The organism is Streptomyces sp. NPDC046203 (genome assembly GCF_040646255.1).
GTDB lineage: Bacteria > Actinomycetota > Actinomycetes > Streptomycetales > Streptomycetaceae > Streptomyces.
Window position 1 is genome coordinate 395,281 of the sequence record NZ_JBEYZX010000001.1, and the last position, 25,453, is coordinate 420,733.

12 protein-coding genes are annotated in these 25,453 nt (G+C 74.4%); all 12 read right to left on the reverse strand.

All coding sequences use genetic code 11. The annotated features are described in order from the left end of the window. Positions 1 to 80 precede the first annotated feature (80 nt). A complete protein-coding gene (locus ABZ990_RS01615; protein ID WP_361223521.1) occupies positions 81 to 2,579 on the reverse strand; it encodes an amino acid adenylation domain-containing protein in 2,499 nt (832 codons plus the stop codon). Beyond that, positions 2,576 to 4,225 carry an AMP-binding protein gene (locus ABZ990_RS01620; protein ID WP_361223524.1) on the reverse strand — a complete coding sequence of 550 codons (1,650 nt, stop codon included), beginning with the start codon at positions 4,223 to 4,225 and terminating at the stop codon, positions 2,576 to 2,578. The genes ABZ990_RS01615 and ABZ990_RS01620 overlap by 4 nt, the downstream gene beginning before the upstream one ends. Beyond that, complete coding sequence (locus tag ABZ990_RS01625; protein WP_361223526.1) at positions 4,222 to 5,511, reverse strand: enoyl-CoA hydratase/isomerase family protein; 1,290 nt, start codon at positions 5,509 to 5,511, stop codon at positions 4,222 to 4,224. The genes ABZ990_RS01620 and ABZ990_RS01625 overlap by 4 nt, the downstream gene beginning before the upstream one ends. After that, on the reverse strand, positions 5,508 to 8,849 hold the full coding sequence (locus tag ABZ990_RS01630) for a condensation domain-containing protein (protein ID WP_361223529.1): 3,342 nt from the start codon (positions 8,847 to 8,849) through the stop codon (positions 5,508 to 5,510). The genes ABZ990_RS01625 and ABZ990_RS01630 overlap by 4 nt, the downstream gene beginning before the upstream one ends. Beyond that, on the reverse strand, positions 8,846 to 10,093 hold the full coding sequence (locus ABZ990_RS01635) for an MFS transporter (RefSeq protein ID WP_361223532.1): 1,248 nt from the start codon (positions 10,091 to 10,093) through the stop codon (positions 8,846 to 8,848). Before ABZ990_RS01635 ends, ABZ990_RS01630 begins: the two co-directional genes overlap by 4 nt. Then, complete coding sequence (locus tag ABZ990_RS01640; RefSeq protein WP_361223535.1) at positions 10,086 to 14,216, reverse strand: amino acid adenylation domain-containing protein; 4,131 nt, start codon at positions 14,214 to 14,216, stop codon at positions 10,086 to 10,088. The genes ABZ990_RS01635 and ABZ990_RS01640 overlap by 8 nt, the downstream gene beginning before the upstream one ends. After that, positions 14,213 to 15,544, reverse strand: a complete 1,332-nt coding sequence (locus tag ABZ990_RS01645; RefSeq protein ID WP_361223537.1) for a MupA/Atu3671 family FMN-dependent luciferase-like monooxygenase — start codon at positions 15,542 to 15,544, stop codon at positions 14,213 to 14,215. The genes ABZ990_RS01640 and ABZ990_RS01645 overlap by 4 nt, the downstream gene beginning before the upstream one ends. A 2-nt stretch (positions 15,545 to 15,546) precedes the next feature. Beyond that, positions 15,547 to 20,154, reverse strand: coding sequence for a beta-ketoacyl synthase N-terminal-like domain-containing protein (locus ABZ990_RS01650; protein WP_361223540.1), 4,608 nt, complete (start codon positions 20,152 to 20,154; stop codon positions 15,547 to 15,549). After that, complete coding sequence (locus tag ABZ990_RS01655) at positions 20,151 to 22,022, reverse strand: amino acid adenylation domain-containing protein (RefSeq protein ID WP_361223543.1); 1,872 nt, start codon at positions 22,020 to 22,022, stop codon at positions 20,151 to 20,153. The genes ABZ990_RS01650 and ABZ990_RS01655 overlap by 4 nt, the downstream gene beginning before the upstream one ends. After that, the gene (locus tag ABZ990_RS01660; protein WP_361223545.1) at positions 22,019 to 23,713 is read right to left on the reverse strand and encodes a condensation domain-containing protein; all 1,695 of its coding nucleotides are present in this window, start codon (positions 23,711 to 23,713) and stop codon (positions 22,019 to 22,021) included. The genes ABZ990_RS01655 and ABZ990_RS01660 overlap by 4 nt, the downstream gene beginning before the upstream one ends. Next, complete coding sequence (locus tag ABZ990_RS01665) at positions 23,710 to 24,576, reverse strand: alpha/beta fold hydrolase (RefSeq protein WP_361223548.1); 867 nt, start codon at positions 24,574 to 24,576, stop codon at positions 23,710 to 23,712. The genes ABZ990_RS01660 and ABZ990_RS01665 overlap by 4 nt, the downstream gene beginning before the upstream one ends. 197 nt (positions 24,577 to 24,773) lie before the next feature. Further along, a complete protein-coding gene (locus ABZ990_RS01670; protein ID WP_361223551.1) occupies positions 24,774 to 25,382 on the reverse strand; it encodes an NAD(P)H-dependent oxidoreductase in 609 nt (202 codons plus the stop codon). Positions 25,383 to 25,453 lie beyond the last annotated feature (71 nt).

Here is a 25,453-nt window from a genome sequence, read left to right on the forward strand (position 1 = left end):
TCCGCGGGGGGCCAGGGCCGGGACGGGGAGGGGGGTCGAGACCCGCCCCGGCCCTGGCGGCATCGGGGGTGCGGCGGCCGTCAGTCCTCGGGCCACTCGCCGCCGCGGCGCACGGTCATCAGCGCCTGCGCGAGGGACTCCACGGTCGTACGGGCGAACAGCACCCGCACCGGGATCTCCAGACCGAACTCCTCCTGGAGCTTCAGGGCGACCCGGGTCGCGACCAGCGAGTCGCCGCCCAGTTCGAAGAAGTCGTCGTGCGCGCCGACCTCGTCCGCCCACAGCGCCGCGGCCCAGGCCCGGGCCACAGCCCGCTCGGCGGCGTTGCGCGGTGCCACGAACTCCGCCTCCAGGCAGGGGCGTTCGCCGTCCGGGGCGGGCAGCGCCGCCCGGTCGGTCTTGCCGCTGCCGGTCAGCGGCAGCGCGTCGAGGAGGACGAACCGGGCGGGCACCATGTAGCCGGGCAGGGTGCGCCCGCACCAGTCGCGCAACGCCGTCACACCGAGCGTGCGCCCGGCGGCCGGCACACAGTACGAGACGAGCGCCCGCTCGCCCGGTACGGCGTCGTCCCGCACGGTCACCACGGCCGCCGCCACGTCCTCGTGCGCGAGCAACGACGCCTCGATCTCGCCGAGTTCGATCCGGAAGCCGCGCACCTTCACCTGGTGGTCGAGCCGTCCCAGGAACTCCAGGTCGCCGCCGGGCCGCCAGCGCACCAGATCCCCGGTGCGGTAGACACCGCCGGCGAAGCGCTCCGCCGTCAGATCCGGCCGGCCGAGGTAGCCGCGGGCCACGCCCGCGCCGCCGACGAGGAGTTCGCCGGGCACCCCGACCGGAACGGGCCGGCCGTGCCCGTCCACGACCGACACCTCGGTGTTGGGGGACGGCCGGCCGATCGGGACCGGGCCCGCCGCCTCGGTGATCTCCGCGAGCGTGGCGTACACCGTGGTCTCGGTCGGACCGTACCCGTTGACGACCCGGCGGCCCGCGCGCAGCATCCGTGCCGCCAACTCGGCCGGCAGCGCTTCGCCGGCGGTGAACACGGTCAGCTCGCGCCGGGTGTCGCCGAGGGCGTCGAGCAGCGGCCGCCAGGCCGACGGGGTGGCCTGGGCGAGCGTCACGGAATGCCGGTCGATCAGCTCGGCCAGCGCACGCGGGGTGTGCACCTGCTCACGGGTGGCGCCGACGATCCGGCCGCCGGTGACCAGCGGCAGGAACAGCTCCACACCCGCGATGTCGAAGGTGGCGGAGGTGGTGAAGAGCACCCGGTCGCTCTGCGGCGCGGGGAAGGTGTCCCGCATCCCGTACAGCAGGTTGACCAGCGAACCGACCGTGACGGCCACGCCCTTGGGCGTGCCGGTGGAGCCGGAGGTGTAGAGGACGTACGCCAGATCGTCCGGACCCGCGCCGGCGAGGGAACCCCCGGCGGGCTCGTGCGCCGCGATCGCCGCCCGGTCCGTGTCCACCACGACGAGGCTTCGGCCCGGGCCGGCGAGCCGGCCGCGCAGCGACTCCTGGGTGACGACGACCGGTGCCGCCGTGTCCGTGAGAACGAACTCCAGCCGCTCCGAAGGGTGTTCGGGATCGAGCGGGACATACGCCCCGCCCGCCCGCAGTACGGCGAGCAGCGCCACGATCAGCTCGGTGCCGCGCTCCAGGCACACCCCGACCGGCACGTCCCGGCCCACGCCGAGGTCCCGAAGATGCCGGGCGAGCCGTCCGGCCCGGATATCCAGCTCCCGGTAGGTGACCTCCTCGTCGCCGAAGACGACGGCGACCGCGTCCGGGGTCCGGGCCGCCTGCACGGCGAACAGGCCCGTGACCGTACCGCCCCGGGGGTAGGCGGCCGGGTTCCTGCCCCAGGCACGCAAGGTCGCGAGTTCCTCGGGCGGGACGACGTCCAGCTTGCCGAGGGCGGTGCCGGGCCGCTCGCGGACGCCCGCCAGCAGATGGAGCAGGGAGCCCGCGAACCGCTCGGCGGTGGCCCCGGTGAGGACGGCGGTCCGGTGATGGAGGCGGAGCGAGAGCCCCCGCTCCTCGTCGTCGGCCCAGGACAGCGCCAGGTCGGGCGCGCCGAACCCGTCCGGAGCGGTGTATCCGGCCGCGGCCTCGCCGAACACCGCCCGCACCAGCGGGTGATGGCCGCCCGAGTGCTCCGGTCCCGCGCCGAGCGCCGCCGCCACCTCGGCGAACGGCGTCCCGGCGTGCGCCCGTGCCTCCCGTACGGCCGCGGCGACCCGCGCCGTCGCCTCGGCGAACGTGCCGTCCCCGAAGCCGGCGCGCACCACGACCAGGTTCCCGCCGGCCGGGATGCCGACGGCCACGTCCTTCGTCCGGGCCCACCGGCCGAGCACCGCGCCGTACGCGGCGAGCAGCACCTCCGGCAGCCCGGTGCCCAGCTCGGCCGCGGTCTTGCGCAGGGCGTCCGCCGTCGCGGCCGGGACGTCGACCGGAAGCCCGGCCAGGGGCGGACCGGCCTCGGCGGTCGCCGGGCCCGGCCGGTCGAGCGGCAGCTCCAGCGGCTCCAGGCCGTCGAGCGCGGCCCGCCAGTAGGCGGTCTCGTCCAGCGCGTCCGTCATGATCCCTCCCGGGTGCCGAGGATCCGCGCCAGAGCGATGCGGTCCGTCTTTCCGTTGTCGTTCAGCGGCAGCCCGTCGAGCAGCCGGATCCGGGCCGGCACCATGTGCAGCGGCATCCGCTCGCGCAGCCAGGCGTCGAACGCCGCCGGTTCCACCGCGCGGCCCGCGTAGGCGGCGGCCAGCTCGGTCTCGCCGTCCTCGGCGGTCACCGCGACCACCGCCACGTCCACCACCTGCGGATGGCGCCGCAGCACCGCCTCCACCTCGCCGATCTCCACCCGGTGACCGCGCAGTTTGACCTGCTGGTCGAGCCGGCCGCGGTGGATCAGGACGCCGTCCTCACGGCGGACCCGGTCGCCGGTGCGATACCAGTGGCGGTCGGTGAGCGGCTCCGAGCCGTCGTACACGACGGCGGGACCCGTGCCCTCCTCGTACGAGCAGAACCGGCCCGCGTTCTCCCTCGGGTCCAGATAGCCGTCGAAGCGCTGCGGGCCGCGTACGCACAACTCGCCCTGTTCGGCGGGCAGTCCGTCCTCACCGAGGAGGACGCCCTCCATGTGCGGGTACATCGTGCCGATCGGCACCGTGCCGCCCGGGTACGCCGGCCAGGACGAACTCGGGCCGGTGAGGCGGTGGTTGGAGCAGCACAGGGACAGCTCGGTGGGTCCGTACACATTGTGGATCTCGGAGTGCGGGGCCACCTCGCGCCACAGGTCGACATGTTCCCGGGTGACCGGCTCGGCGCCGAAGACGCTGTGCCGCAGGGTGACCGCCCGGCCCAGCGGAAGGGAGCCGAGCCGCCGCGCCTCACGGATCACCGAGGGCACCGAGAACCAGTGGGTCAGCTCGCGCTCCACGATGAACTCGACCGGCCGGTACAGCTCCTGGGCCGAGGGCGCCACCAGGGTGCCGCCCCCGCCCCAGGTGGCGAACAGGTCGAAGGCGTGCGCGTCGAAGGTCAGGCCGAACACCCCCGACAGCCTGGAGCCGGGTTCGATCCCGAAGCGCGGGATGTTGTGCGCGAGGAACGGCGAGAAGTTCCGCTGCAGGATCGGCACGCCCTTGGGCTGGCCGGTCGAACCCGAGGTGAACAGGAGGTACGCCTCGGCTTCCAGGTCGTCCGGCACCGGCGGAAGGATCTCGCCCGAGGGCGTGCCGGCGGCCCGCTCGGTGTCGTCCAGCTCCAGGACGGTCGGCCGGTACCGCTCGGGCAGCACCCGGAAGAGATCCGCCGAACGGGAGCCGACGAGCGCGGCCTCGACGCCGGCCCGCTGGGCCACGTCCAGATTGCGCTGCGCGGGATGGTCCGGGTTGAGCGGCAGCACCCCGGCGCCCAGCCGCTGGATCGCCAGATAGCCGGCGTACGCGGCGACGGACCGCGAGGCGACGAGCGCCACCCGGCGCGGCACGCCGCCGTGCTTCCGTACGATCCGCTCGGCCAGCGTCAGGGCCAGCGCCCGCAGTTCGGCGTAGGTGAGGACCTCGTCGCCGATCTCCAGGGCGGGCCGGCCGGGCAGCCGCAGGGCCGAGTTCTCGAACCGCCGGTAGAAGGTGAGCTGTCGCGCCGGATCGGCCGGATCACCCGGATCGGCCAGGGACGCGGGCGCGGTCGCGAGCATCGGCGCGGTGGGGGTCTCGGCGGTCATCGGTTCCTCGATATCCACGTGCGTTCCAGGTTCTCGACCAGGTCGGGGCTGTGCAGGCGCCGGCTCTGCTCGATCGCGTAGGCCGCCATGTAGCGGCGCAGTTCGTCCTCCGGCTCCTCGTGCGCGTGCAGCACCCGCCGGTTGCCCAGGACGGCCGGGGCGGCGAGGGTCGCGGCGGCCTCGGCGACCGCCGTCTCCATCCGCTCCTCGGGCACCACCTCGTCGCACAGCAGCCGGCCCTCGGCGGAGTCCGCCTCGATCCGCCGGTCCGCGAAGATCATCTGACGGGACAGCCGGTTGCCGCCCGTCCTCGGCAGCCGCAGATTCGCGACGCCAGGGATGATGCCCTCGCGCAGCGCGGGCAGCGTCAGATACGCCCCCTCGGCGCAGATCACCCGGTCGAAGACCAGCAGGATCTGCGCGCCGCCGCCGATCGCGAACGAGTCCACGGCCGCCACCCACGGCTTCTCCACCGGCTCCGGCCACCAGTCGCGGCCGTCGTCCGGCACGCTCAGACCGCGCAGGATCTTGTGGATGTAGCCGAGTTCCCGCGTCAGGAAGAAGTCGATCAGCGAAATCCGGCCCTCGTACAGCCGGGTGAGGTTGATGCCGGCGCCGAACACCCGGCGGCCGGCGTAGCGCGGATGCGTCATCGGCCCGCCGCGCATCACACCGACCCGTACCGAGTCGTCGAGGAGCACCAGGTCCACGGCCGCCTCCAGGGCCGCGACCAGCAGATCGTCCTCGGCGTTGAGGAACGCCGTGTTGGCCACGGTCACCTCGCCGACGTCACCGCGCCGTTCGACCGTGACCACACCGAAGTCGGCGCGGCCGGTGGCCCGGAACCCGCTGAGGGCCGCGAGCGCCCGCTCGGTGGGCCGGCGCATCGCGTCCAGCAGATGCCGTCCCGACAACTCCGAGTCGAGCAGGGCCTGGAAGAAGATCCCGTGGTCGATCTCCAGACCCAGCTTCTCGCGCTGCGCACGGCATCGCTCCACTTCCAGCTCGGCCTTGGTCGGGACCAGACCGGGCACCGCGTCGGCCGCCGCGCCCGCCAGGTCGTCCAGCCGGTGGAACGCCCGCCGCCCGTCGGTCAGTTCCTCGTACAGCCGGTCCGCGTGCCGCTCCATGAACCGCCGCCGCGCCAGCCGCGCCGCCGTGCGCAGCGGCCCGTGCGCCGGCTCGCCCGCCGATCGCCCCGCGAGATCGCCGAGGAAGCGGGTCAGTGCCGTGGAGTCGGTGTGGAAGTCCCCGGTGAGCCCGGGCTGCGGTGTCGTCGCCGTCATCGTGATCCCCCTTGAGTACGTGTGGTGCCTGTGGTGCGCGGGGCGCGGGCCGTACGGGCCCGGGCGCGGGCCCGCAGCGCCTGCTGCCGGGCCTGGCCCCGGTCCGCGCCGGCGTCCGGAGCGGCCCCGTCGCCGTCCCTGCCGTCCCCGCCGGTCCTGCCCGCTCCTTCGGTGTCGCGGTCCGGGCCGCTGTCGCCGAAGTGCGCGGCCATCGCCCGGATCGTGGAGTGCCGGAACAGGTCGATCACCTCGATCTCCCGGCCCAGCGCGGTCCGCAGCCGGTCCCGGAGCCGGACCAGGAGAAGCGAGTTGCCGCCCACGTCGAAGAACCCGCTCTCCGCGCCGACCGACCGCCCGAGCACCTGCTCCCAGGCCTCCGCGACCAGTCGCTCCACCTTGCTCATCGGCCGCTCGGCCGCCCGGGCCGTGTCGTGTGCCGTGCGCCGCCCGGCCGCCTCGGCGACCGCGTCGAGCAGCGCGGCCCGGTCGGCACGGCCGCTGGGCAGCAGCGGCAGCCGGTCGAGCACCTCCAGCCGGGCCGGCAGGAGATGGCCGGGCAGGATCCCGGCGAGATGGGCACGCAGGGCGTCGGCGCCGAGGCCGGTGCCGGACCGTGCCACGACGGCGGCCACCAGGACCCCGTCGGCGCCGGCGGGTGCCCCGGATCCCGCCGGGCCGGTGGGGGCTCCCGGCGGCCCGGCGGCCACGACCACCTCGGCCCGGCCCACGCCGGGGTGGGCGAGCAGCGCCGTACGGACGTCCACCGCGGCCACCCGGACCCCCGCGACCGTCGTCCGGTCGACGGCCCGCCCGGCGAACTCCAGCCGCCCGCCGGGCGTCCATCGCGCCAGGTCGCCGGTCGCGAAGAGCCGGCCGCCCGGCTCCGTACCGTACGGGTCGGGCCGGAACCGATCGGCGGTCGTCCCGGGGGTGCCCAGGTAGCCCCGGGCGACGGCGGCGCCGCCGATGTGCAGTTCGCCGACGACCCCGGGCGCCGCGAGGCGGCCCGTGCGGTCGAGGACGTACGCGGTGGCGCCGGCCGGAGCGCCGAGCTCCGAGGTCCCGCCGTCCCCGGCAGGGGCGGCCAGCGCGGGCCCGCCCGTCTCGGCCGCCGCGTACAGCCGGTGCACGGCCACGCCGGGCAGCCGCACCGGGCCCCACGGCTCACCCGCCGCGAGGACGTGCGCGGGCGTGATCCCGGGCCCGACCCCGGGTTCGGCCCCGGTATCGGCGAGGGAGTCGAGCGCCGACGGCGCCGCGTACACCGTGCCGGTCGCCTCCCCGAGGGGAATCACGACCCGGCCGCCGCGCACCAGCGGAGCGAACAGCTCGAAGACGGCGCCCGGCGCGTCCGGCGCCCCCACCGGTACCACGAAGTCCAGTGCCCCGGCGGGCAGTTCGCGCGCGGCCCAGCGCAGCCGGGACGCGAGCTGCCGGTGCTCCAGGACCACGGGCAGCGGCTCGCCGGTGGCGCCGGAGGTACGCAGCACGGCGGCGGCGTTCCGGGGACGGACGTCCGGCTCCGCACCGGTGACGGGCGGGCCGTCCGGGGAGGCGGAACCGTCGGGGTCCGCCTCCACCACCGCGACCTGCGTGTGGTCGAAGAGCGGTGCGGCCACCGGGTCCGCCAGGACGACCCCGAGATCCGCGTCGGCCACCGCGAGCCGCAGCAGGAAGGCGGGGAGGTCGAAGGGCAGGGGGACACAGACGCCGCCCGCCTTCCAGACGGCCAGTTCGGCGGCGATCAGGGCGAAGGAGACGGGGGCGCAGACGCCGACCCGCACCTCCGGACCGACCCCCAGCTCGCGCAGCCGCGCCGCCTGCCGCTCCGCCGCCGCCTCCAGCTCGCGGTACCTCCAGGTGCGCGGCCCGGCGGCCACGGCGACCGCGTCCGGGGTCCGCGCCGCCTGGGCGGCGACCAGCGCGTGGACGCACTCCTCCAAGGGAGCGTCGCCGGCCGCCGGGTTTCCCGCCGCCAGCAGCGCCCGGTGCTGGGCCTCGTCCGGCCGCAGCAGCTCCGACACCCGCAGGGCCGGGTCCGCGCCGACGCGTTCGAGGACGGTCCGCAGCCGGTCGAGCAGCAGCCCGGCGGTGGCGGTGTCGAACAGGTCGGCCCGGTAGTCGGCCACCGCGAGCAGCCCGCCGTCGGCGGTCTCCAGGGTGTCGATCGCCAGATCGGCCTTGGTGGTGGGCAGTCGCAGCTCGCCGGCGCGGAAGACCGCGCCGCCCGCCCGGCGCTCGGTCGAGGCCGGCTGATGGGTGTACATGACCTGGTAGAGCGGATGATGACTGGGATCGCGGGGGATGCCGAGGGCGTCGATGACCTCGTCGACCGGGAGATCGGCGTGGTCGAGCGCGTCGAGGAGGTCGCCGCGCACCCGGGTGAGGAGCGTGGTGAACTCCGGGTCGTCCGACAGATCCGCCCGCAGTACGACCGGGCGCGTCAGATAGCCGACGAGCCCGGCGGACTCGACGGTGTCGCGGCCCGACACGGCCATGCCGGTGAGGACGTCGGTGGTGCCGTACGCGCGGAGCACCACGTCCACGGCGGCCTTCAGCACCATGTACAGGGTGGCGCGCTTCCCCCGTGCCAGGGCCCGCAGCGGCTCCACGACGGCGGCCGGTACGAGCGCGGTGTGGCGGTCCCCGGTGTGCCCGGCCGCCGGGCCGCGCGGGGCCCGTACGGGAAGTTCCGTGACCAGGGGCGCGCCGGCCAGCCGGGCGGTCCAGTAGCGGAGGTTGTCGGCGCGGTCCCGCTCGTCGTGCGCGGTGCGGGCGGCGAGGAAGTCGCCGTACGCCACCGCCGGTTCCGGCAGCGGCGAGGGCAGGCCCTCGGTGAACGCCCCGTACAGCGCGGTCAGTTCATCGGTGAAGAGGGTGAGGGAGGCTCCGTCGAAGACGATGTGGTGGACGGCCACGAGCAGCCGGTGCGCGGGGGCCGCGGAGCCGGTGAGCCGGAGCAGCCGCAGCCGGAGCAGCGGACCGCCGTCGACGTCGAAGGGCTCGGCCGCGAACTTCGCGGCGAGCACGGCCGCTTCGGACTCGTCCACCGGCTCGGCGACGGGCATCGCCGGGGTGCCGGACGCGGCGCCGAGCACCGACTGGACGGGCTCGCCATCGGCTCCCCGGACGATCCGGACCCGCAACGCGGGGTGCCGGCGTACGAGTTCGGCGAGCGAGCGGCCCAGCGCGCCCTCGTCCAGCGGGCCTTCGATGTCGAGGGCGAAGGGCACGCTGAAGAAGGGGTCGCGCGGGCGCAGATGCGCGAGCGTCCACAGTCGGCTCTGGGCCCGGGTGAGCGGGAGCAGCTGCTCCCCGGCAGGCACGTGGGGGGTCATGAGACGGCCTCCGATTCCGGGGCGGCGACGCGGCTTCGGCCGAGCGGGGAGACGGCGAGTACGATCGCGACGGACAGCAGCACCGCTCCGGTGAGGACGATGGACCAGCCGATGCCGGCCAGATCGGCGGCGGCACCGCCGACCACCACACCGATGATCATGAAGTTGACCATGAGCGCGTTGAGCAGACCGACGCCTCGGCCGCGCAGCTCCTCGGGCAGATCGCTGAGCAGGGTGTTGGCGACCGGTACTTGGAAGAGTCCCGAGCCGAGACCCGCCAGCAGGCACCACAGCAGCACGACCGCGACGCCCAGGGTGTCGTGCAGCCGCTCCGTGGGGGCGAGCAGCAGCAGCGACACGGCGAACAGCGCGATCGACCAGACCAGCAGCTTCCGGTCGCCGGCCCGGCGCACCAGCGGCGGTCCGACCAGCGCCCCGACGACCGCGCCGGCGCCGAACCCGGCCTGCGCGAGGCCGTAGTCGAACGCCCCGAGGCGGAAGCCGGAGAGCAACTGGGTGTTGAGGTTGGTGGAGAACAGGCCGAGGGCCAGCATCACCGGAACGAGCACGACGGCGAGGAAGCGCAGCGACGGCACGGCCATCACCCCGCCGAGCCCGACCCGCAGCGACCGCCAGTACGACTCGCGGGTGACACCCGCCGCGGCCGGCACGGGCACCTCCTTCAGTACGGCCATGGAGCCGAGCAGCAGCGCCGAGACCACGAAGGTCGCGGCGTCGGCGACGAAGACCACCGGGACGCTGCCGAGGGCGAGCAGCATGCCGCCGAGGGCGGGGCCGACCAGGTTCAGGGTGTGGTTGGTCGACTGGAACAGCGCCACCGCCGTGGGGATGCTGTGGCCGCGCACGATCAGCGGGATCGCGCTGATCCGCGCGGTCTCGAAGAACGCCTTGCCGATGCCGCTCAGCAGGATCAGTGCCAGCAGCGGCAGCGGCGAGTCCCGGACGGCGATCATGAGCAGTGCCAGGACGGCCCGGACCAGGTCCGAGCCGACCATCAGGACCCGGGCCGGCACCCGGTCGGCCAGCGGCCCGACGAAGGCGCCGAGGACACCGGACGGCAGCAGCTGGGCGATGACGACCAGGGATACGTACAGGACCGGGTTCGACGTCTCGGTCGCCACCACGTAGATCAGGGTGATCTTGGTGATGGCGTCACCCAGGAAGGACGCCACGACCGCCAGCCAGTAGCGGATGTACGTGCGGTCCTTGAGCAGTTCAAGCATGCGTGCCACCGTTCTCGTCCGTGCCCGCCGTGCTGCGCAGCACCTCGTTGAGGACGTCCGCGACGCCCTCGACGTGCGGATGGCGCATCATCGTGTAGTGGTTTCCGGCCACCGTGCGGACGTCGATGTCCCGGCCCGTCAGCTCCCGCCAGGAGCCGGACGGGTCGTGTTCCTCCTCCGCCGCGCGGATCAGCGTGACCCTGCCCTTGACGGCGTCCGGGCGGAAGTTCCACAGCAGCCGCAGATTGGCCACCCACAGGTCGAGCACGTCCGCGATCTGCTCGCGCCCGGCGTCCGGCGGCAGATAGTCCGAGGCCCGGGCCAGGCCGAGCAGATAGTCGAGGTGCTCGTCCGGGGACATCCCGCGCAGCTCGTCCACCGGCTTCAGCCGGTCGCCGTAGTCCCACTGGAGATTGGCGGCGACGGCCTCCACGATGTCGGCGCGGTCCGGCTCGTCGCCCTCGGGGACGACCGCCGGGGCGTGCGAGTCCATCATGATCACGGACACGTCCGCGCCGTCCTTCTCCAGCTCGGCGGCGACCGCGTAGGCGTTGGCGCCGCCGTAGCACCAGCCGGCCACGGTGTACGGGCCCTCGGGCTGCGTCTCGCGGATCAGCCGCGCGTAGGCCGCTGCCCGCTCGCCGAAGCCGTCGAACGGCAGCCGGCCGTCCACCGGCGGCGGCGAGGCGAGCGCGTACACCGGCCGGCCGCCCTCGACGAGGCCGGTGAACGGCATGTAGCAGACCACCTCGCTGCCCGCGGGGTGGGCGAAGAACACCGGGGCCGCCGGGCTCTTCGCCCGGTCGGCGCCGCCCGCCGCCCCGCCGAGTTCCACCAGGTGGACGCCGTCCTCCTCGGCGTACCCCTCGCGCAGCATCCGTGCGAAACGCTCCACGGTCGCGCCCCGGAAGATCGCCGCCATCGGCAGCCGGTGGTCGTAGCGGCGCTCGATCTCCGCCATCAGCCGCAGCACGAGCAGCGAGTGCCCGCCGAGTTCGAAGAACCCGTCGTGCAGACCGACCGGCGAGACCCCGAGGACCTCCTCCCAGATACGTGCGACCTCCAGCTCCAGGGCGTCGCGCGGCGGGACGTAGCCGGCCGTGCGCTCGGCCACCGGCGCGGGCAGCGCCCGGCGGTCGATCTTGCCGCTGGTGCCCAGCGGGAAGGAGTCGAGCCGGACGACGACCGACGGGACCATGTAGTCGGGCAGGAAACCGCGCAGCAGCTCCCGCAGTTCCTCCTGCGACGGCGCCGTATCCTCGCCGGCCTCGACATAGCCGACCAGGCGCTTGTCGCCGGGCCGGTCCTCGCGGACCAGGGCGACGGCGCGCCGCACGGCCGGGTGCTGCTCCAGGCGGGCCTCGATCTCGCCGAGTTCGATCCGGAAGCCCCGCAGCTTCACCTGGCCGTCGTCGCGGCCGAGGAAGACCAGGGTGCCGTCCTCGCGCAGCCGCGCCTTGTCGCCGGTGGCGTACAGCCGCGCGCCCGGGCGGCCGGAGAACGGGTCGGGCACGAACCGCTCCGCCGTCAGCGCGGGCCGTCCCCGGTAGCCGCGGGCCACGCCCGTGCCGCCCAGGTACAGGTCGCCCGGGACGCCGACCGGCACCGGGGCGAGGTGCTCGTCGAGCACGTACACCTGGGTGTTGGCGAGCGGACGGCCGATGGAGATCTGCTCGGTGCCGCTGTCCAGCCGGTGCGCGGTGGACCAGATGGTGGTCTCCGTCGGGCCGTACACGTTCCAGGTGCGGCCCGGCTCGCGGACCAGGGCGGCGGCGAGCGACGGCGGCAGCGCCTCGCCGCCGACCAGGGCGGTGAGCCCGCCGTCGTTCTCCCAGCCGGCCTCCACCAGCAGCTGCCAGGTCGCCGGGGTGGCCTGGAGGAAGGTCGCGCCGGTCTCGGCGAGCACCTCGGCGAGCCTGCGCCCGTCGACGGCCTCCTCCTTGCGCACGATGTGCGTCCGGGCGCCGGAGATCAGCGGCGCGTACAGCTCCAGACCGGAGATGTCGAAGGTGACCGGGGTGACGGCGGCGAGGGTGTCACCGGGGCCGAGGCCCGTCTCGCCGGCCATGGCGATCAGCAGATTGACCAGATTGCGGTGGGTGACCTCGACGCCCTTGGGGCGGCCGGTCGAGCCGGAGGTGTAGATGACGTACGCGAGCCGGTCCTCGGCCGTCGCCACGGGCAGGGGCCCGGACGGCGCGGCGGCGATGGCCGCCGCGTCGGTGTCCAGACAGACCCGCTCGCCCGGACAATCCGCGAGCACGTCCAGATGGGCGGAGTGGGTCAGTACCATCCGCGCACCGGCATCGGCGGTCGTGTCGGCGAGCCGGGCCGCCGGATGACCGGCGTCGAGCGGGAGATAGGCGCCGCCGGCCATGAGTACGCCGAGCAGTCCGACGAGCAGGTCGGCCGAACGGTCGAGGCACACGCCGACCACGGTCTCCTCGGTGACGCCCCGGCCGCGCAGATACGAGGCGAGACGCCCGGCCCGCTCCGTCAACTCCGCGTAGGTGAGGGACTCTTCACCGAAGGAGACGGCGACCTCGTCCGGCGTGGCCTCGGCCTGGCGGTGTATCAGAGCGTCCAGGGTGACCCCGGACTCCCGCTCGGCGCCGGTACGGTTCCACTCCACCAGCATCCGGTGGGCTTCCTCGGCGCCGACCAGCGAGAGATCCGCCACCGCCGTGCCCGGGTCGGCGACGAACTGCTCCACGAGCCGGGTGTACTGGCGGGCGAAGCGCGCCATCGTGGCGTCGTCGAACAGATCGGTGTTGTACTCGAAGAGGCAGTGGAAGTGGTCCTCGGCGATGCCCGGGTCGTCGAAGACGCCCAGCATCACGTCGTCCTTCGCCGTCCGGTTGTCGAGGGTCAGCTCCTCCACCCGCAGGCCCGCCATCGGCGCCTGCTCCTCGTAGTGGAAGTCCACCAGGATGAACGACGACTGGTACAGCGGCGTGCGGCTCGGGTCGCGGTCGAGGTCCAGCTCGTCGAGGAGCGTGCCGAACGGGATGTCGTGGTGGTCGAACGCGCCCATCATCGTGGTGCGGGTCGCGGCCAGCAGCTCGCGCACCGTCATCCCGGGCCGCAGCGTCGAGCGCAGCGGCAGGACGGTGAGGAAGTAGCCCACCATCGGCTCGATCTCGGGCCGGCCGCGGGTGGAGGAGGTGGTGCCGACCAGGATGTCGTCCTGCCCGGACAGCCGGTGCAGCAGCACCTCCCAGGCGGCGAGCAGCAGCACGAAGACCGACACGCCCTCGCGCTTCGCCAGCTCCTTCACCGCGCCGGTCAGCTCCGGGGTGAACGGGAACTGGTGGCGGGCGCCGTTCGAGGTCGTCACCGGCGGGCGCGGCCGGTCCGTCGGCAGTTCGAGCACCGCGCCGGCGCCGGCGAGCTGCTTCTTCCAGTACGGCACGTGCCGGCGCGCGACCTCCTCGCGCAGCCAGTCCGGCTGCCACAGCGCGTAGTCCGGGTAGTGGACCTCCAACTCCGGGAGCTCCGGCTCGCGTCCGGTGGCGTACGCCGAGTAGAACTCGGCGATCTCCGCGTTGAAGATGCCCATCGAACCGCGGTCCCAGACCAGATGGTCCACCGCGCCGACGAGCACGTGCTCCTCCTCGGCGAGCCGGATCAGGGTCACCCGCAGCAGCGGGCCCGCGACGATGTCGAAGGGGGCGCGCAGCTCCTCCTCGGCGAGCCGCTCCATCTCCGGCTCGCGCAGCTTTGCCGCCAGGGACCGCAGATCCACCTGCCGGATCGGCACCTCCATCGACGGATGCACCAGCTGCACCGGCTTGTCGCCGTCCTGCGCGAAGGTGGTGCGCATCGCCTCGTGCCGCGCGACGAAGGAGTCCACCGCCCGCTGCAGCGCGGCCACGTCGAGGGCGCCGAGCAGCCTGGACGTGAAGTGCACGGTGTAGACGGGGTCTTCGGGGTCGAACTGGTGGATGAGCCAGATGCGTTCCTGGTCCACCGTGAGCGGCACCGGACCGTCGGCCGTACGCCGGGTCACCGGGCCGAGCACGGGTGCGGCCGAGGCGCGCGTGGCCCGCTCGCGCATCGTACGGTCCAGCAGGGCGCGCTGGGCCGGGGTGAGTCCGGCGAGCCGGTCTGCGAAGTCGCTCACGACTGCCGCCCTTCCGCGGACCGGTAGCGGTCCTTCAGTTCGGTGAGGTGTTCCAGGCCCTTGAGCACCACGTCCGGCTCCAGCCCGAAGTCGACGAGACAGGCGACCTCGTTCACCCCGATGTCCACCATGTCCTCGATCAGCGATTCGCACTTGTCGGGCGTGCCGAGCAGCGCGAGGGAGTCGAAGTAGCGGGCGAAGGTGGCGTTCAGCATGGCCTCCTGCCCCTCCTCGCCCAGCTGGGAGAACTCGCCGCCGATGTTGTCCTGTTGGGCCAGGAACGTCTTCAGATAGCCGGTCAGGGGGCCGCGGACCAGCTCCCGCGCCTCCTCCTCGTCGGGCCACAGGAAGGTGTGCACCATGGCCGTGACGATGCCGGTGTCCGGATCGTGTCCGGCCTTCGCGCGGGCCTCCCGGTACGCGGCGGTCTTCTCCTTCAGATCCGCGGGGCGCTGCGCCACCAGACCGGTCAGCAGGTTCGCGCCGATCTCCCCGGCCCGGACGAACGTCTCCGGGCTGCCCTGCGCCGACACCCACACCGGCAGCTCCGCCTGGATCGGCCGGGGCAGCGAACGCACGCGCTGCGTGGAGCCGTCGGTGCGCGGGACCTCGACGCTGTCGCCCGCCCACAGCCGGCGGATGGTGTCGATCGCATCGAACATCTCCTCCTTGCGGTGCGGATAGCGGGCCTGCCCGTCACCGGGCGCCAGGACGAAGTCGTCCGGGTGCCAGCCGGAGGCCGCGGAGATCGCGGCCCGCCCGCCCGACAGGTTGTCCACGACCGCCCACTCCTCGGCCGACCGCACCGGATGGTGCAGCGGCAGCACCGTGCTGCCCGCCCGGAGCTGGATCCGCTCCGTCACCATGGCGAGGGCCGCCGCGAGCACCGACGGGTTCGGGTACAGACCGCCGAAGTCGACGAAGTGCCGCTCCGGGACGGAGATGCCGCTGAAGCCGTTGCGGTCCGCGAACCGGGCGCTGTCCAGCAGGAGTTGGTACTTCCCCGGGCCGGCCGCCGTGCCGTCGCCGGAGAAGAAGAACAGACTGAAGTCCATCCGGCTGTCCGCCCGGCGCGAGCGGCGCGGCACGGCCGCCTTCGCCGTACGCTCCCGCTCGCCGCCGCCCACCTCCTCGGGCGCCTTCTGGCCCCGCTCCCGCAACTGCTTCTCCAGTACGGCGCGCTGGCTCGGCGACAGCGAGGCAAGGCGCTCCTGGAGCCGCCGCGCGGCCCCGGAAGCATCCGGCTCCGCCGCCCCGGCGCCACCGGTCGATCCGGTGGGTCCGGTCGCACCGGTCGCATCGTTCGTCTGGGTCGCTTCCCCGGCCATCGTCACGCCTCACCCTTCAGCTTCGCCTCGGCCTCGTCCGCCGACAGGCCCTCGATCTCGCGCAGCAGCGCCTCGAACTCGTCCATGCCGATCGCCTCCGCCTGGTGCGACCGGATCGCCGCCGCGAGGCCGGCCACGGTCGGCGCCTCGAAGACGGCGCTCATCGGGAAGTCGCCGTGCAGCGCGCGCAGCCGGCTCACGATCTGGATGGCGAACAGCGAGTTGCCGCCCAGCTCGTAGAAGTCGTCGTCCGGACCGATCGGCGAGGCGCCGAGCATGTCCCGCCACACCCGGGCCACCGACTGGGCCAGTTCGTCGTCCGGCCACACCGTCGCCGGGTCCCAGCCGTCGTCGGCCGCCTGCCGCCCGCCACCGAGCGTGTCGGTGAACGAGGACGCCGTCAGACCCGCCTGGTCGGCGAGCACGTCCTGGAAGTCCGCCCGCGACACCACGACCCGCGGGAGTCCGCCGGCCAGCGCCGCGCGGGCCAGGCCCAGCCCCTCGGCCACCGGCACACCCTGCTCGTGACGCAGCCGCTCGTAGCCGGCCCGTACCTCCGGCAGCCCCGCCATCTGCTGCTCGAACCAGTCGTCCCACACCCACTGCGCCACGTCGAACGCCACCGCCGTGCGCCCGGCGTCCGCCGCGGCCTGCGCCCAGGCGTCGGTGAACGCGGCGGCCGCGGTGTTCTCGGACTGGCCGAAGCCGCCGATGACCCCGGTCGTCGACGAACCCACGAACAGGAACACCTCCGGCCGGTCCGCGAGCAGTTCGTCCAGCAGCAGCGTGGAGCGCACCCGCGCGGCGAGGACCGCGTCGAAGTCCTCCCGGGTCTTCAGGGCGACCAGACCCGAACCCCGCGCCTCCGGGAAGTGCAGCACCCCGCGCAGCCCGTCCGCGCCGAACAACTCCGCCGCCCCGGCGAGGACGTCACGCACCCGCTCCGGGTCGGTGAGATCCGCCACGCGGTACGAGACACGGTCCGGCCGGTCCGCGAGCAGCGCCGCGAGACGTCCGCCGTCGGGCACCTCGGCATCGCCCACGAGCAGCAGCCGCGCCCCCGACTCCGCCAGATGCTCGGCGAAACTCAGCCCCGCCTCGCCGGGCAGCCCGGTCACCACGAAGCCGGCACCCTCGGGCCAGGCCCGCTCCGCCGCCACGGGTGCGAGAGCGACGGGCGCGAACGCCCGCAGCAGCCGCCGCCCGCCCCGGTACGCCACCGGCGACCGCCCGCCCGGCCCGTCCGGCTCGCCCCGCCTGGTCAGTTCGGCGACGAGCAGACCCGCGACCGTACCCGGGTCGTCGGCGGAACAGATGTCCACGGTCCGGCAGGACAGCCAGGTGTACTCCTGCGGCAGCACGGTCACCGCGCCGAACACGGTGGCCCGCTCCGGCCGCACCACGGCCGTGCCGTACGCGTCCTGGAGATCGTCCGTGACGACGTCGAACCGCACCGGGCGGTCCTCGCCCGACTCGCCGAAGGCCTGCGCGAGGCCCACCAGGGCGTGGAAACCCCGGTCCAGCGCGAGCGCGTGACGCTCGGCGGCACCGCGTCCGCCGCCGTCCGGCTCCGCCCCGAGGACCGACCAGGCGTGCAGCACCCGGTCGGGCAGGACGCCGTCGCCGCGCAACTCCCGTACGACTCGCGGCAGATCGTCCGCCGACGCCGGGGCGGCGGTGAACTCGCCCTGGCCTGAACGTGCGTAGCCGGCGCCCTCGCGGACGGTGACGACCGAGTGCCCGGCCGCGCGCAGCCCGGCCGCTACCTCGTCGGCGAGCCCGCGCCCGTCGGCGAGCACCAGCCAGGTCGACGGGGCCACGCCCGGCTCCCCGTCCGCCCCGGGCCGTCCGGCCGCAGGCAGCGGAGCGGGGTGCCACACCGGGGCGTACGTCCAGCGCGCCGGGTCCCGGCGGACACCGACCGCGCCGCGGTTCTCCGGCCCCGGGAGCAGATGGCTCGGCCCCCGGAACGGGTAGGCGGGCAGCGGCACCCGGCGCCGGAACCGGCCGCCGTGCAACGCCGCCCAGTCGACCGCCACACCGTGGCGCCACAGCTCGCCGAGGCCCTCGCGCAGCGCGTGGCCCTCGGCCGGGACGGCGGCCCCGTCGCGCGGGCGGCGCAGCAGCGTCACCACCGGCAGCGGCTCGCCGTGGGCGCGGACCAGACCGCTCAGCTGGCTGCCGGGGCCGGCCTCGACCATGACCACGGGCCCGCGCCGGGCCAGTACCGAGACGCCGTCGGCGAACCGCACCGGCCGCCGGGTGTGCGCCACCCAGTACTCCGGGTCGGTGGCCTGCTCGTCGGTGATCCAGGTGCCGGTCACATTGGACAGGAACGGGATCGACGGCTTGTTCAGGGTCACCGAGCGCAGCACCTCGGCGAGCCCGGGCAGCGCCGGCTCGACCAGCCGGGTGTGGAAGGCGTGGGAGGTCTCCAGTTCCTTCACGGAGATCCCCCGGGCCGCAAGGACCCGCCGCGCCGCGGCGACCTCCTCGGGAGTGCCGGCGACCACGCACGAACCGGGCGCGTTGACGGCGGCGACCACGGCCCCCGTGCCCTCGATCGCCTCGGTGGCCGCCCGCTCGTCGAGCAGCACGGACAGCATCCGGCCGGGCGCGAGATCCTGCATCAGCCCGGCCCGCCGCGCCACCACCCTCAGCGCGTCCGCCAGGCCGAACACGCCCGCCAGTGTGGCCGCGACCAGCTCGCCCAGGCTGTGCCCGGTCATCGCGTCCGGCCGCACACCCCACGACATCAGCAGCCGCGCCACCGCGTAGTCCACACAGAAGACGGCCGGCTGGGTCCAGCGGGTCTGCCGCAGCCGCTCGCCCGCCTCCGCGCCCTCGGCGAAGACCACCTCGCGCGGATCCGCGCCCATCAGCGGCGCGAGGATGTCGGCACAGGCGTCGAACGCCTCGCGGAACACCGGCTCGGTGCGGTACAGCTCCGCACCCATGCCCGCGTACTGCGCGCCCTGGCCCGGGAACAGGAACACGGTGGCGGGCGCCTCGGTGTTCTCCGCGACCGGATCGGCCGCCGGTACGGTCCGGCGGAGCGAGGCTGCGGCCTCGGCGCGGTCGGCGGCGACCACGGCGCGGCGGTGGGGGAGCGGCGCCCGGCCGGACTGGAGGGTGTATGCGATGTCCGCGAGGCTCGCACCGGCACCGGCACCGGACTCCAGGGCGTCGGCGAGCCGCTCGGCGACGGCCCGCAGATCCTCCGGGGAGCGCGCCGACAGCGGCAGCACCTGCCGGTCGCCCCCGGTGTCCGAGGAGACGCGCTCGACCTCGGGAGCCGCCTCCAGGACGACATGCGCGTTGGTGCCGCCGACGCCGAAGGCGCTCACACCGGCGCGCGGCGGCTCCTGCGTCCCGGGCCACGGCAGGCCCTCGGCGTCCACCCGGAACGGGCCCTTGTCGAGGGCGAGTCGCGGATTGGGCGCGGTGAAGTGGGCGGTCGGCGGGATATACCGGTGTTCCAGGGCGAGCGCGGCCTTGATCAGACCGGTCACCCCGGCCGCCGCGTCCAGATGGCCGATGTTGGACTTCACCGAACCCAAGTGGACCGAACCCGCAGGCAGTTCGGTGCCGAAGACCTCGGTGAGCGCCTGTACCTCGATGGGGTCGCCCAGCGGGGTGGCGGTGCCGTGCGCCTCGATGTACTGGACCGAACCCGGCTCGATCCCGGCGACCGCCAGGGCCTCGGAGACCACCTCCGCCTGTCCTCGTGCCGACGGGGCGGTGAAGCCGATCTTCGCGGCTCCGTCGTTGTTGACCGCCGAGCCGCGGATCACCGCGTGCACATGGTCGCCGTCCGCCAGCGCGTCCTCGAGCCGCTTCAGTACGACGACGGCCACGCCGTCACCGGACACGGTGCCGCTCGCCTCGGCGTCGAACGGGCGGCAGTGCCCGTCCCGGGCCAGGATCGCGCCCTCCTCGTAGCGGTAGCCGCGCGGCTCGAACTCCCGGACCGCCACACCGCCCGCGAGCGCCGTGTCGCACTCCCGCGACAGCAGCGACTGCACCGCCAGGTGCACGCCGACCAGCGACGACGAGCAGGCGCTCAGCACGGTGAAGCTCGGCCCGGTCAGACCAAGCCGGTGCGACACCCGCAGGCTCAGCGTGCCCGGGTCGTTGCCGACGGCCACCTGGATCTCGTCCGACACCCGGCCGTCCGCGCCGCCGTGCGGGATCCGCTCGCGCAGATAGCCGCTGCCCGAGACGCCCGCGAACACACCCGTCCGCGCGTCGCACGAACCCGCCGGGTAGCCGGCCCGCTCCAGCGCCTGCCACGAGGTCTCCAGGAACAGCCGGTGCTGCGGGTCCATCAGCTCGGCCTCGGAGCGGGTGATCCCGAAGAAGGCCGCGTCGAACCGGTCGTAACCCTCCAGCGGGAAACCGGACTTGACGAGTGCCGGATCGGCGAGCAGCTCCTTCGAGACCCCCGCTTCGAGCAGCTCCTCGTCGGTGTAGCGGGTGGCGCCCTCGGCGCCGGCCGTCACCAGCCGCCACAGCGCCTCGACATCGGGGGCCCCGGGGAAGCGTCCGCTCATCCCGATGATGGCGACGGACTGCTCCGGCAGCTGTGCCCCGTGCTCTCGCGCGGTCATGCGTTCCCCTTGTCGGTGTCGTCGTGCCGGGCGGCGAGCAAGTCCTCCAGCGCGCCCGCGAGTTCGCGTACGGTCGGCAGATCGAAGAGCAGCCGCAGTGTCACCGGTGCCCCGAGTCTCTCCTTGGCCACGGCCACGGCCTGGGTGGCGAGCATCGAATGCCCGCCCAGTTCGAAGAAGTCGTCGTCGAGTCCCACCCGGTCGACCGAGAGCAACCCGGCCCAGATGTCGGCGAGAGTCTTCTCGACGGGTGTCGACGGCGCCGCGAAGTCCGCGTCGAGATCGGGCCGCACGGCCTCCGGCGCGGGCAACGCCCGCCGGTCCGCCTTGCCGTTGAGGGTCAGCGGCAGCCGGTCCAGGGACACGAACACATTCGGCACCATGTACGCGGGCAGCGTCCGCGCCAGGTGCTCGCGCAGCTCGGACGGTCCCACCGCGTCCGCCCCGCCCACCGGGACCCAGTAGGCCACCAGGCGCGGGTCGCCCGCCGCGTCCTCGTCCACGATCACGACGGTGTCGCGGACCTCCGGATGCCCGGCGAGCGCGTTCTCGATCTCGCCCGGCTCGATCCGGTAGCCGCGGATCTTCACCTGGTGGTCGAGCCGCCCCAGATACGCGTGGTCGCCGCCCGCCAGCTCCCGGGCGCCGTCGCCCGAGCGATAGCGGCGGGCGCCGGGCACGGCCGCCTCCGGGTCCGGCAGGAACCGCTCGGCGGTGAGCGCCGGACGGCCGAGGTAGCCCCGGGCCACCCCCGCGCCGCCCACGTACAGCTCGCCGGCCGTCCCCGCCGCCGCCGGGCCGCCGTCCGCCCCGACCACCCGCGTCGTCCAGCCGTCGAACGCCCCGCCGATCAGGCTGTCCCCGGCGCCGGCCAGGTCGGCGGCGGTCATCCGCCGGTACGTGGAGTGCACCGTCGTCTCGGTGATCCCGTACATGTTCACCAGCTCGGGCCGGTCCTCGCCGTGCCGCGCGAGCCACGGCCGCAGCGTCCCGGGCGACAGTGCCTCTCCCGCGAACACCACGACCCGCAAGGCCAGTTCGGCCGGAGCGACGCCGCGCCCGGCGGTCTCCTCCTCGTACCGGACGAGCTGCCGGAAGGCGGCCGGCGTCTGGTTGAGGACGGTCACGCCCTCGCGGTGCAGCAGTGCGTGGAAGTCCTGCGGCGAACGGCGTACGTCGTCGGGGACGACCACCAGACGGCCGCCGTGCAGCAGTGCGCCCCACATCTCCCACACCGACACGTCGAACGCGGCGGACGAGAACATCGACCACACGTCGTCCGGGCCGAAGCCGAAACGCTCCCGGACTCCCGTGAGAAGCGCCGTCACCTGACGGTGCTCGACCATCACACCCTTCGGGGTCCCGGTCGAACCACTGGTGTAGATCACATACGCCAGGTTCGCGGCGACCGCGCCACCACCGTCCGCCGGGGCCTCGTCCGGCCAGCCGGACACATCGGTGCCGCCCGGGCCGGTGAGCACCGTGTGCGCGGCCCCGCCGGCCTCGCCGACTCCGTCGGCCCGGTCCGTGACCAGGACCGCCGCACCCGCGTCGGCGAGCATGAACGTCTGCCGCTCGGCCGGGCTCGCCGGGTCCACCGGCACATACGCCCCGCCCGCCTTCAGCGCCGCGAGCAGCGCCGTGACCAGCGTCGTGGTCCGCTCCAGGCGCACCGCCACCGGGACCTCCGGGCCGACGCCCAGGGAACGCAGATGATGGGCGAGCCGGTTGGCGTCGCGCTCCAGCTCCCGGAAGGTCAGCCGGCCGTCCGGGCCCGACACGGCGACGGCGTCACCGCGCAGCCCCGCCTGCCGCTCGAACCAGGTGTGCAGGGTCCCCGGCGCGGAGCCCCGTCCGTCAACGGTCAAGGTCGTGCTTCCTCTCGGTGCGTGGCGGTGAAGGACACGACGGCCGGCAGATCGCCGACCGGGGTGTCCGGGGAGGCGACGGCCTCCGCGAGGGTCCGCTCGTACGCGGCGAGCAGCGCGTCCGGCGTGTCCGGTCCGTACAGATCCGTGTCGTACTCGAGGAGCAGCTCCACGGCGTCCGCGCCGCGCTCCTCCACGTACAGACTGAGGTCGTACTTCGCCGTGTCCTGAGGGCCCGTCACATCCAGCTCGCACGGCCCGAGTCCGGCGAAGACCGGTGGGCGCCGCTCGCCCAGATGGCTGAACATCACCCGGAACACCGGCGTGAAGTCCCGGCCGCGCCGGGTGACCAGTGCCTCGACCAGCTTGTCGAAGGGCAGTTCCTGGTGGTCGGCGGCGTCGAGGACCGCCGCGCGCACCCGGCCGGTCAGGGCCCCGAAGCCGGGGTCGCCGGCCAGACCGGCCCGCACCGGCACCATGTTGATCAGACAGCCGACCAGGTCCTGGAGTTCGGGGCGGGTGCGCCCGGCGGCCGGCATGCCCACCGTCACGTCCTTCTCCCCGGACCAGCCCGAGAGCAGGGCGTACAGCGCCGCCAGGTACGTCATGTTGGCCGTCGCCCGCGCCTCCTTGCCGAACGCCCGTACCGCGCGCACGAGTCCGGCGGGCAGCCGCCGGGTGGCGACGGCGCCGCGGAAGCTCTTGGGACGCGGCCGGGGCCGGTCCGTCGGCAGCTCCAGCGCGCGCGGATCCTCGCCGAGGATCGTGCGCCAATGGCCGATCAGGCCGTCCAGGGTGGCGCCGGTGAGCCGCGCGCGCTGCCACTCGGCGAGGTCGGCGTACTGCAGCGGGGCCTCGGGAAGTCCCTCCGGCGTGCCGTAGAGCAGCCCCAGTTCACGGTAGAAGACCCCCACCGAGCCGCCGTCGACGGCCACATGATGGAAGGTCACGACAAGCCGGTGATCGTCCTCGGCGACCCGCACGAGCCGGGCCGCCAGCGGGGGAGCGGTGGCCAGGTCGAAGACGCGCCGGGCCTCCTCGCCCGCGATCCGCCGGGCCTCCGCCTCCGGGTCGTCCGCCGCCGACACATCGGTGCGGGGCAGCGGGACAGGCGAGGGCGCCGCGATCACCTGGTACGGCACTCCGGCGGGCGCCGCGTACGTCGTGCGCAGCACCTCGTGACGGGCCACCACGGCGTCGAGCGCGCGGCCGAGCGCCGCCGGGTCGAGCGCGCCGCGCAGCCGCAGCACGGTCGGCACGTTGTAGAGCGTGGTCTCCGGGTCGATCTGCTGCATGAACCACAGTCGTTGCTGGGCGAAGGAGAGTGCGGGCCGGGCGTCCGCGCCGCGCGGCAGCGCCCGCGGCGCGTCCGGAGCCGGAGCCGGAGCCGGCGCCGCAAGCCGCGCCGAGTCCCGGTCCGAGGCCGGTTCCCGGCCGGGGGATGCGGCGGGCGGCGCCTTCATCGCGGCGTCCACCACCTCGGCCATCCCGGCGAGCGTGCCCGCACCGAGCAGACGCGCGGGCGACACCGTGAGCCCCAGCTCCTCGTCGATCAGCCCGGCGAGCCGCGTCGCCGTCTCCCCGTCCCCGCCGAGCGCGGTGAACTCCGCTCCGGGCCGAGGCTCTTCGGTACCGAGCAGCTCCGACCAGAACCGGGCCAGCTCCTCCATGACAAAGCCACTCGCGGTCATGCGAACGCCACCCCCCGGCCCGCCTCGCGCACCGTACGGTGCAGCAGCTCCAGGAACGGCCCGGGACGCTCCCGGAAGTAGAAGTGGTCGCCCTCGAAGACATGCACGCCGGCGGGGCCCGCCGCCGAATGGCGGCCCCAGAGGCCGGCGTCGGCCGGCGGCAGGCTGGGGTCGTCGTCGGCCGCGAACACGGTGATCGGACAGGGCACGGTCACCTCCGGTGCCACCCGGTACCGCTCCAGGGCCGCGAAGTCGGCGCGCAGCGCGGGCAGACAGAGCCGGATCAGCTCCTCGTGCTCCGCCACGTCCGGACGCGTGCCGCCGAGGCCCATGATCCGGGCGAGCACCGCGGTGTCCGCCTCCTCGCCGGCTCCGTCGAGCCGCTCGGCGCGCGCCTCGTGATGGGAGGGCGCGGCACAGGCCGAGGCGACGAGCGCGGTGGGCCGGGACGCCGTACGGGACAGCCGGCGGGCCGTCTCGAAGGCCACGAGCGCGCCCATGCTGTGGCCGAAGAACACCGGCCGCTCGACCCCGTGGGCGGCCAGCGCCCGGGCCACCGCGTCCGCCATCGCCTCCAGCGACCGCACCGGCTCCTCGAACAGCCGGTTCTCGCGCCCCGGATACTGGATCACCAGGAGTTCGATGTCGGGGTCGAGCGCCGTCGAGAGGGCGTGGTAGTAGCTGGCCGCGCCGCCCGCGTGGGGGAAGCACACCAGGGTGTGCTCCGCCGTCCGGTAGGGAGGGAAGCGGCGGATCCAGCGGTCCAGGGGCGTCTCGGAGGCGCCGGGGCGGCCGGACCCGCCGGGCCTGTCGGGGCCGGCGGATCCGTCCGGTCCGGCGGGTGTGTCGATGCGGTGTGTCAAGTGAATCCCTGTCGGAGCGCGTGTGTGCGTGACGGGTGAGGCGAGCGGGGTGGCGTGTGGGGACGCCCGGGGACCGAAGCCGGTCCGGCGATGGGGGTCCGATGACGGTCCGTCAGGCGGTCCGCCAGGCGGGGAGGGCGCGGCCTCCGCGTACACCGGCGCCGGGGAAACGGACCCGGCCACGGCCGGGTCGTCGGTCAGCCCGCTTGGAGCGCCGGCTCCGCCCGCTCCGCCGTCAGCGGTGCCCGCCGGGCCACCGCGAACTCGACCACCTGGTGGGCCATGGTGGCCAGTTGGGCCCGGATGTGGGGATCCGTGCAGGCGCCGTCGGGAGAGAAACCGGTGACACCGGTGTTCACCGCCACGCCCAGCGGGGTGTTCCAGCCGCGCAGCGCGTGCACGGTGTCGCGCAGCGCCGACAGCGTGGTCATCGCGCCCTGCCAGCCCGCGCCGACCGCGAGCGTGCCGACCGCCCGCCCGCTCAGATAGGGCCGCTCGTCGCCGCGCAGCGCCTCCAGGTGATCCAGGGCGTTCTTCAACAGGCCGGTGACTCCGCCGTGGTAGACGGGACTGGCGATCACGATCCCGTCGGCCTCGGCCACCTCGGCGAGCAACCGCTCCGCGGCGGCCGGACGTTCGGCCCCGGCCGGATCGAAGAGCGGAAGCACCAGATCGGCACCCGGGATCAACCGGGTCTCCGCGCCCAGCCGTCCGGCCTCGTCGAGCACCAGGCGCAGCGCCCGTTCGGCCCGTGAACCGGACCGGCGGGAACCGCCGATGCCCACCACTTTCACCAACTGCCGCATGAGGAGCCCCCGAAGCCGTGTGCGGTCGTTCTTTCCGTGCGCCCCGTCGCCGACGCTTCGTGAGCGTCGCC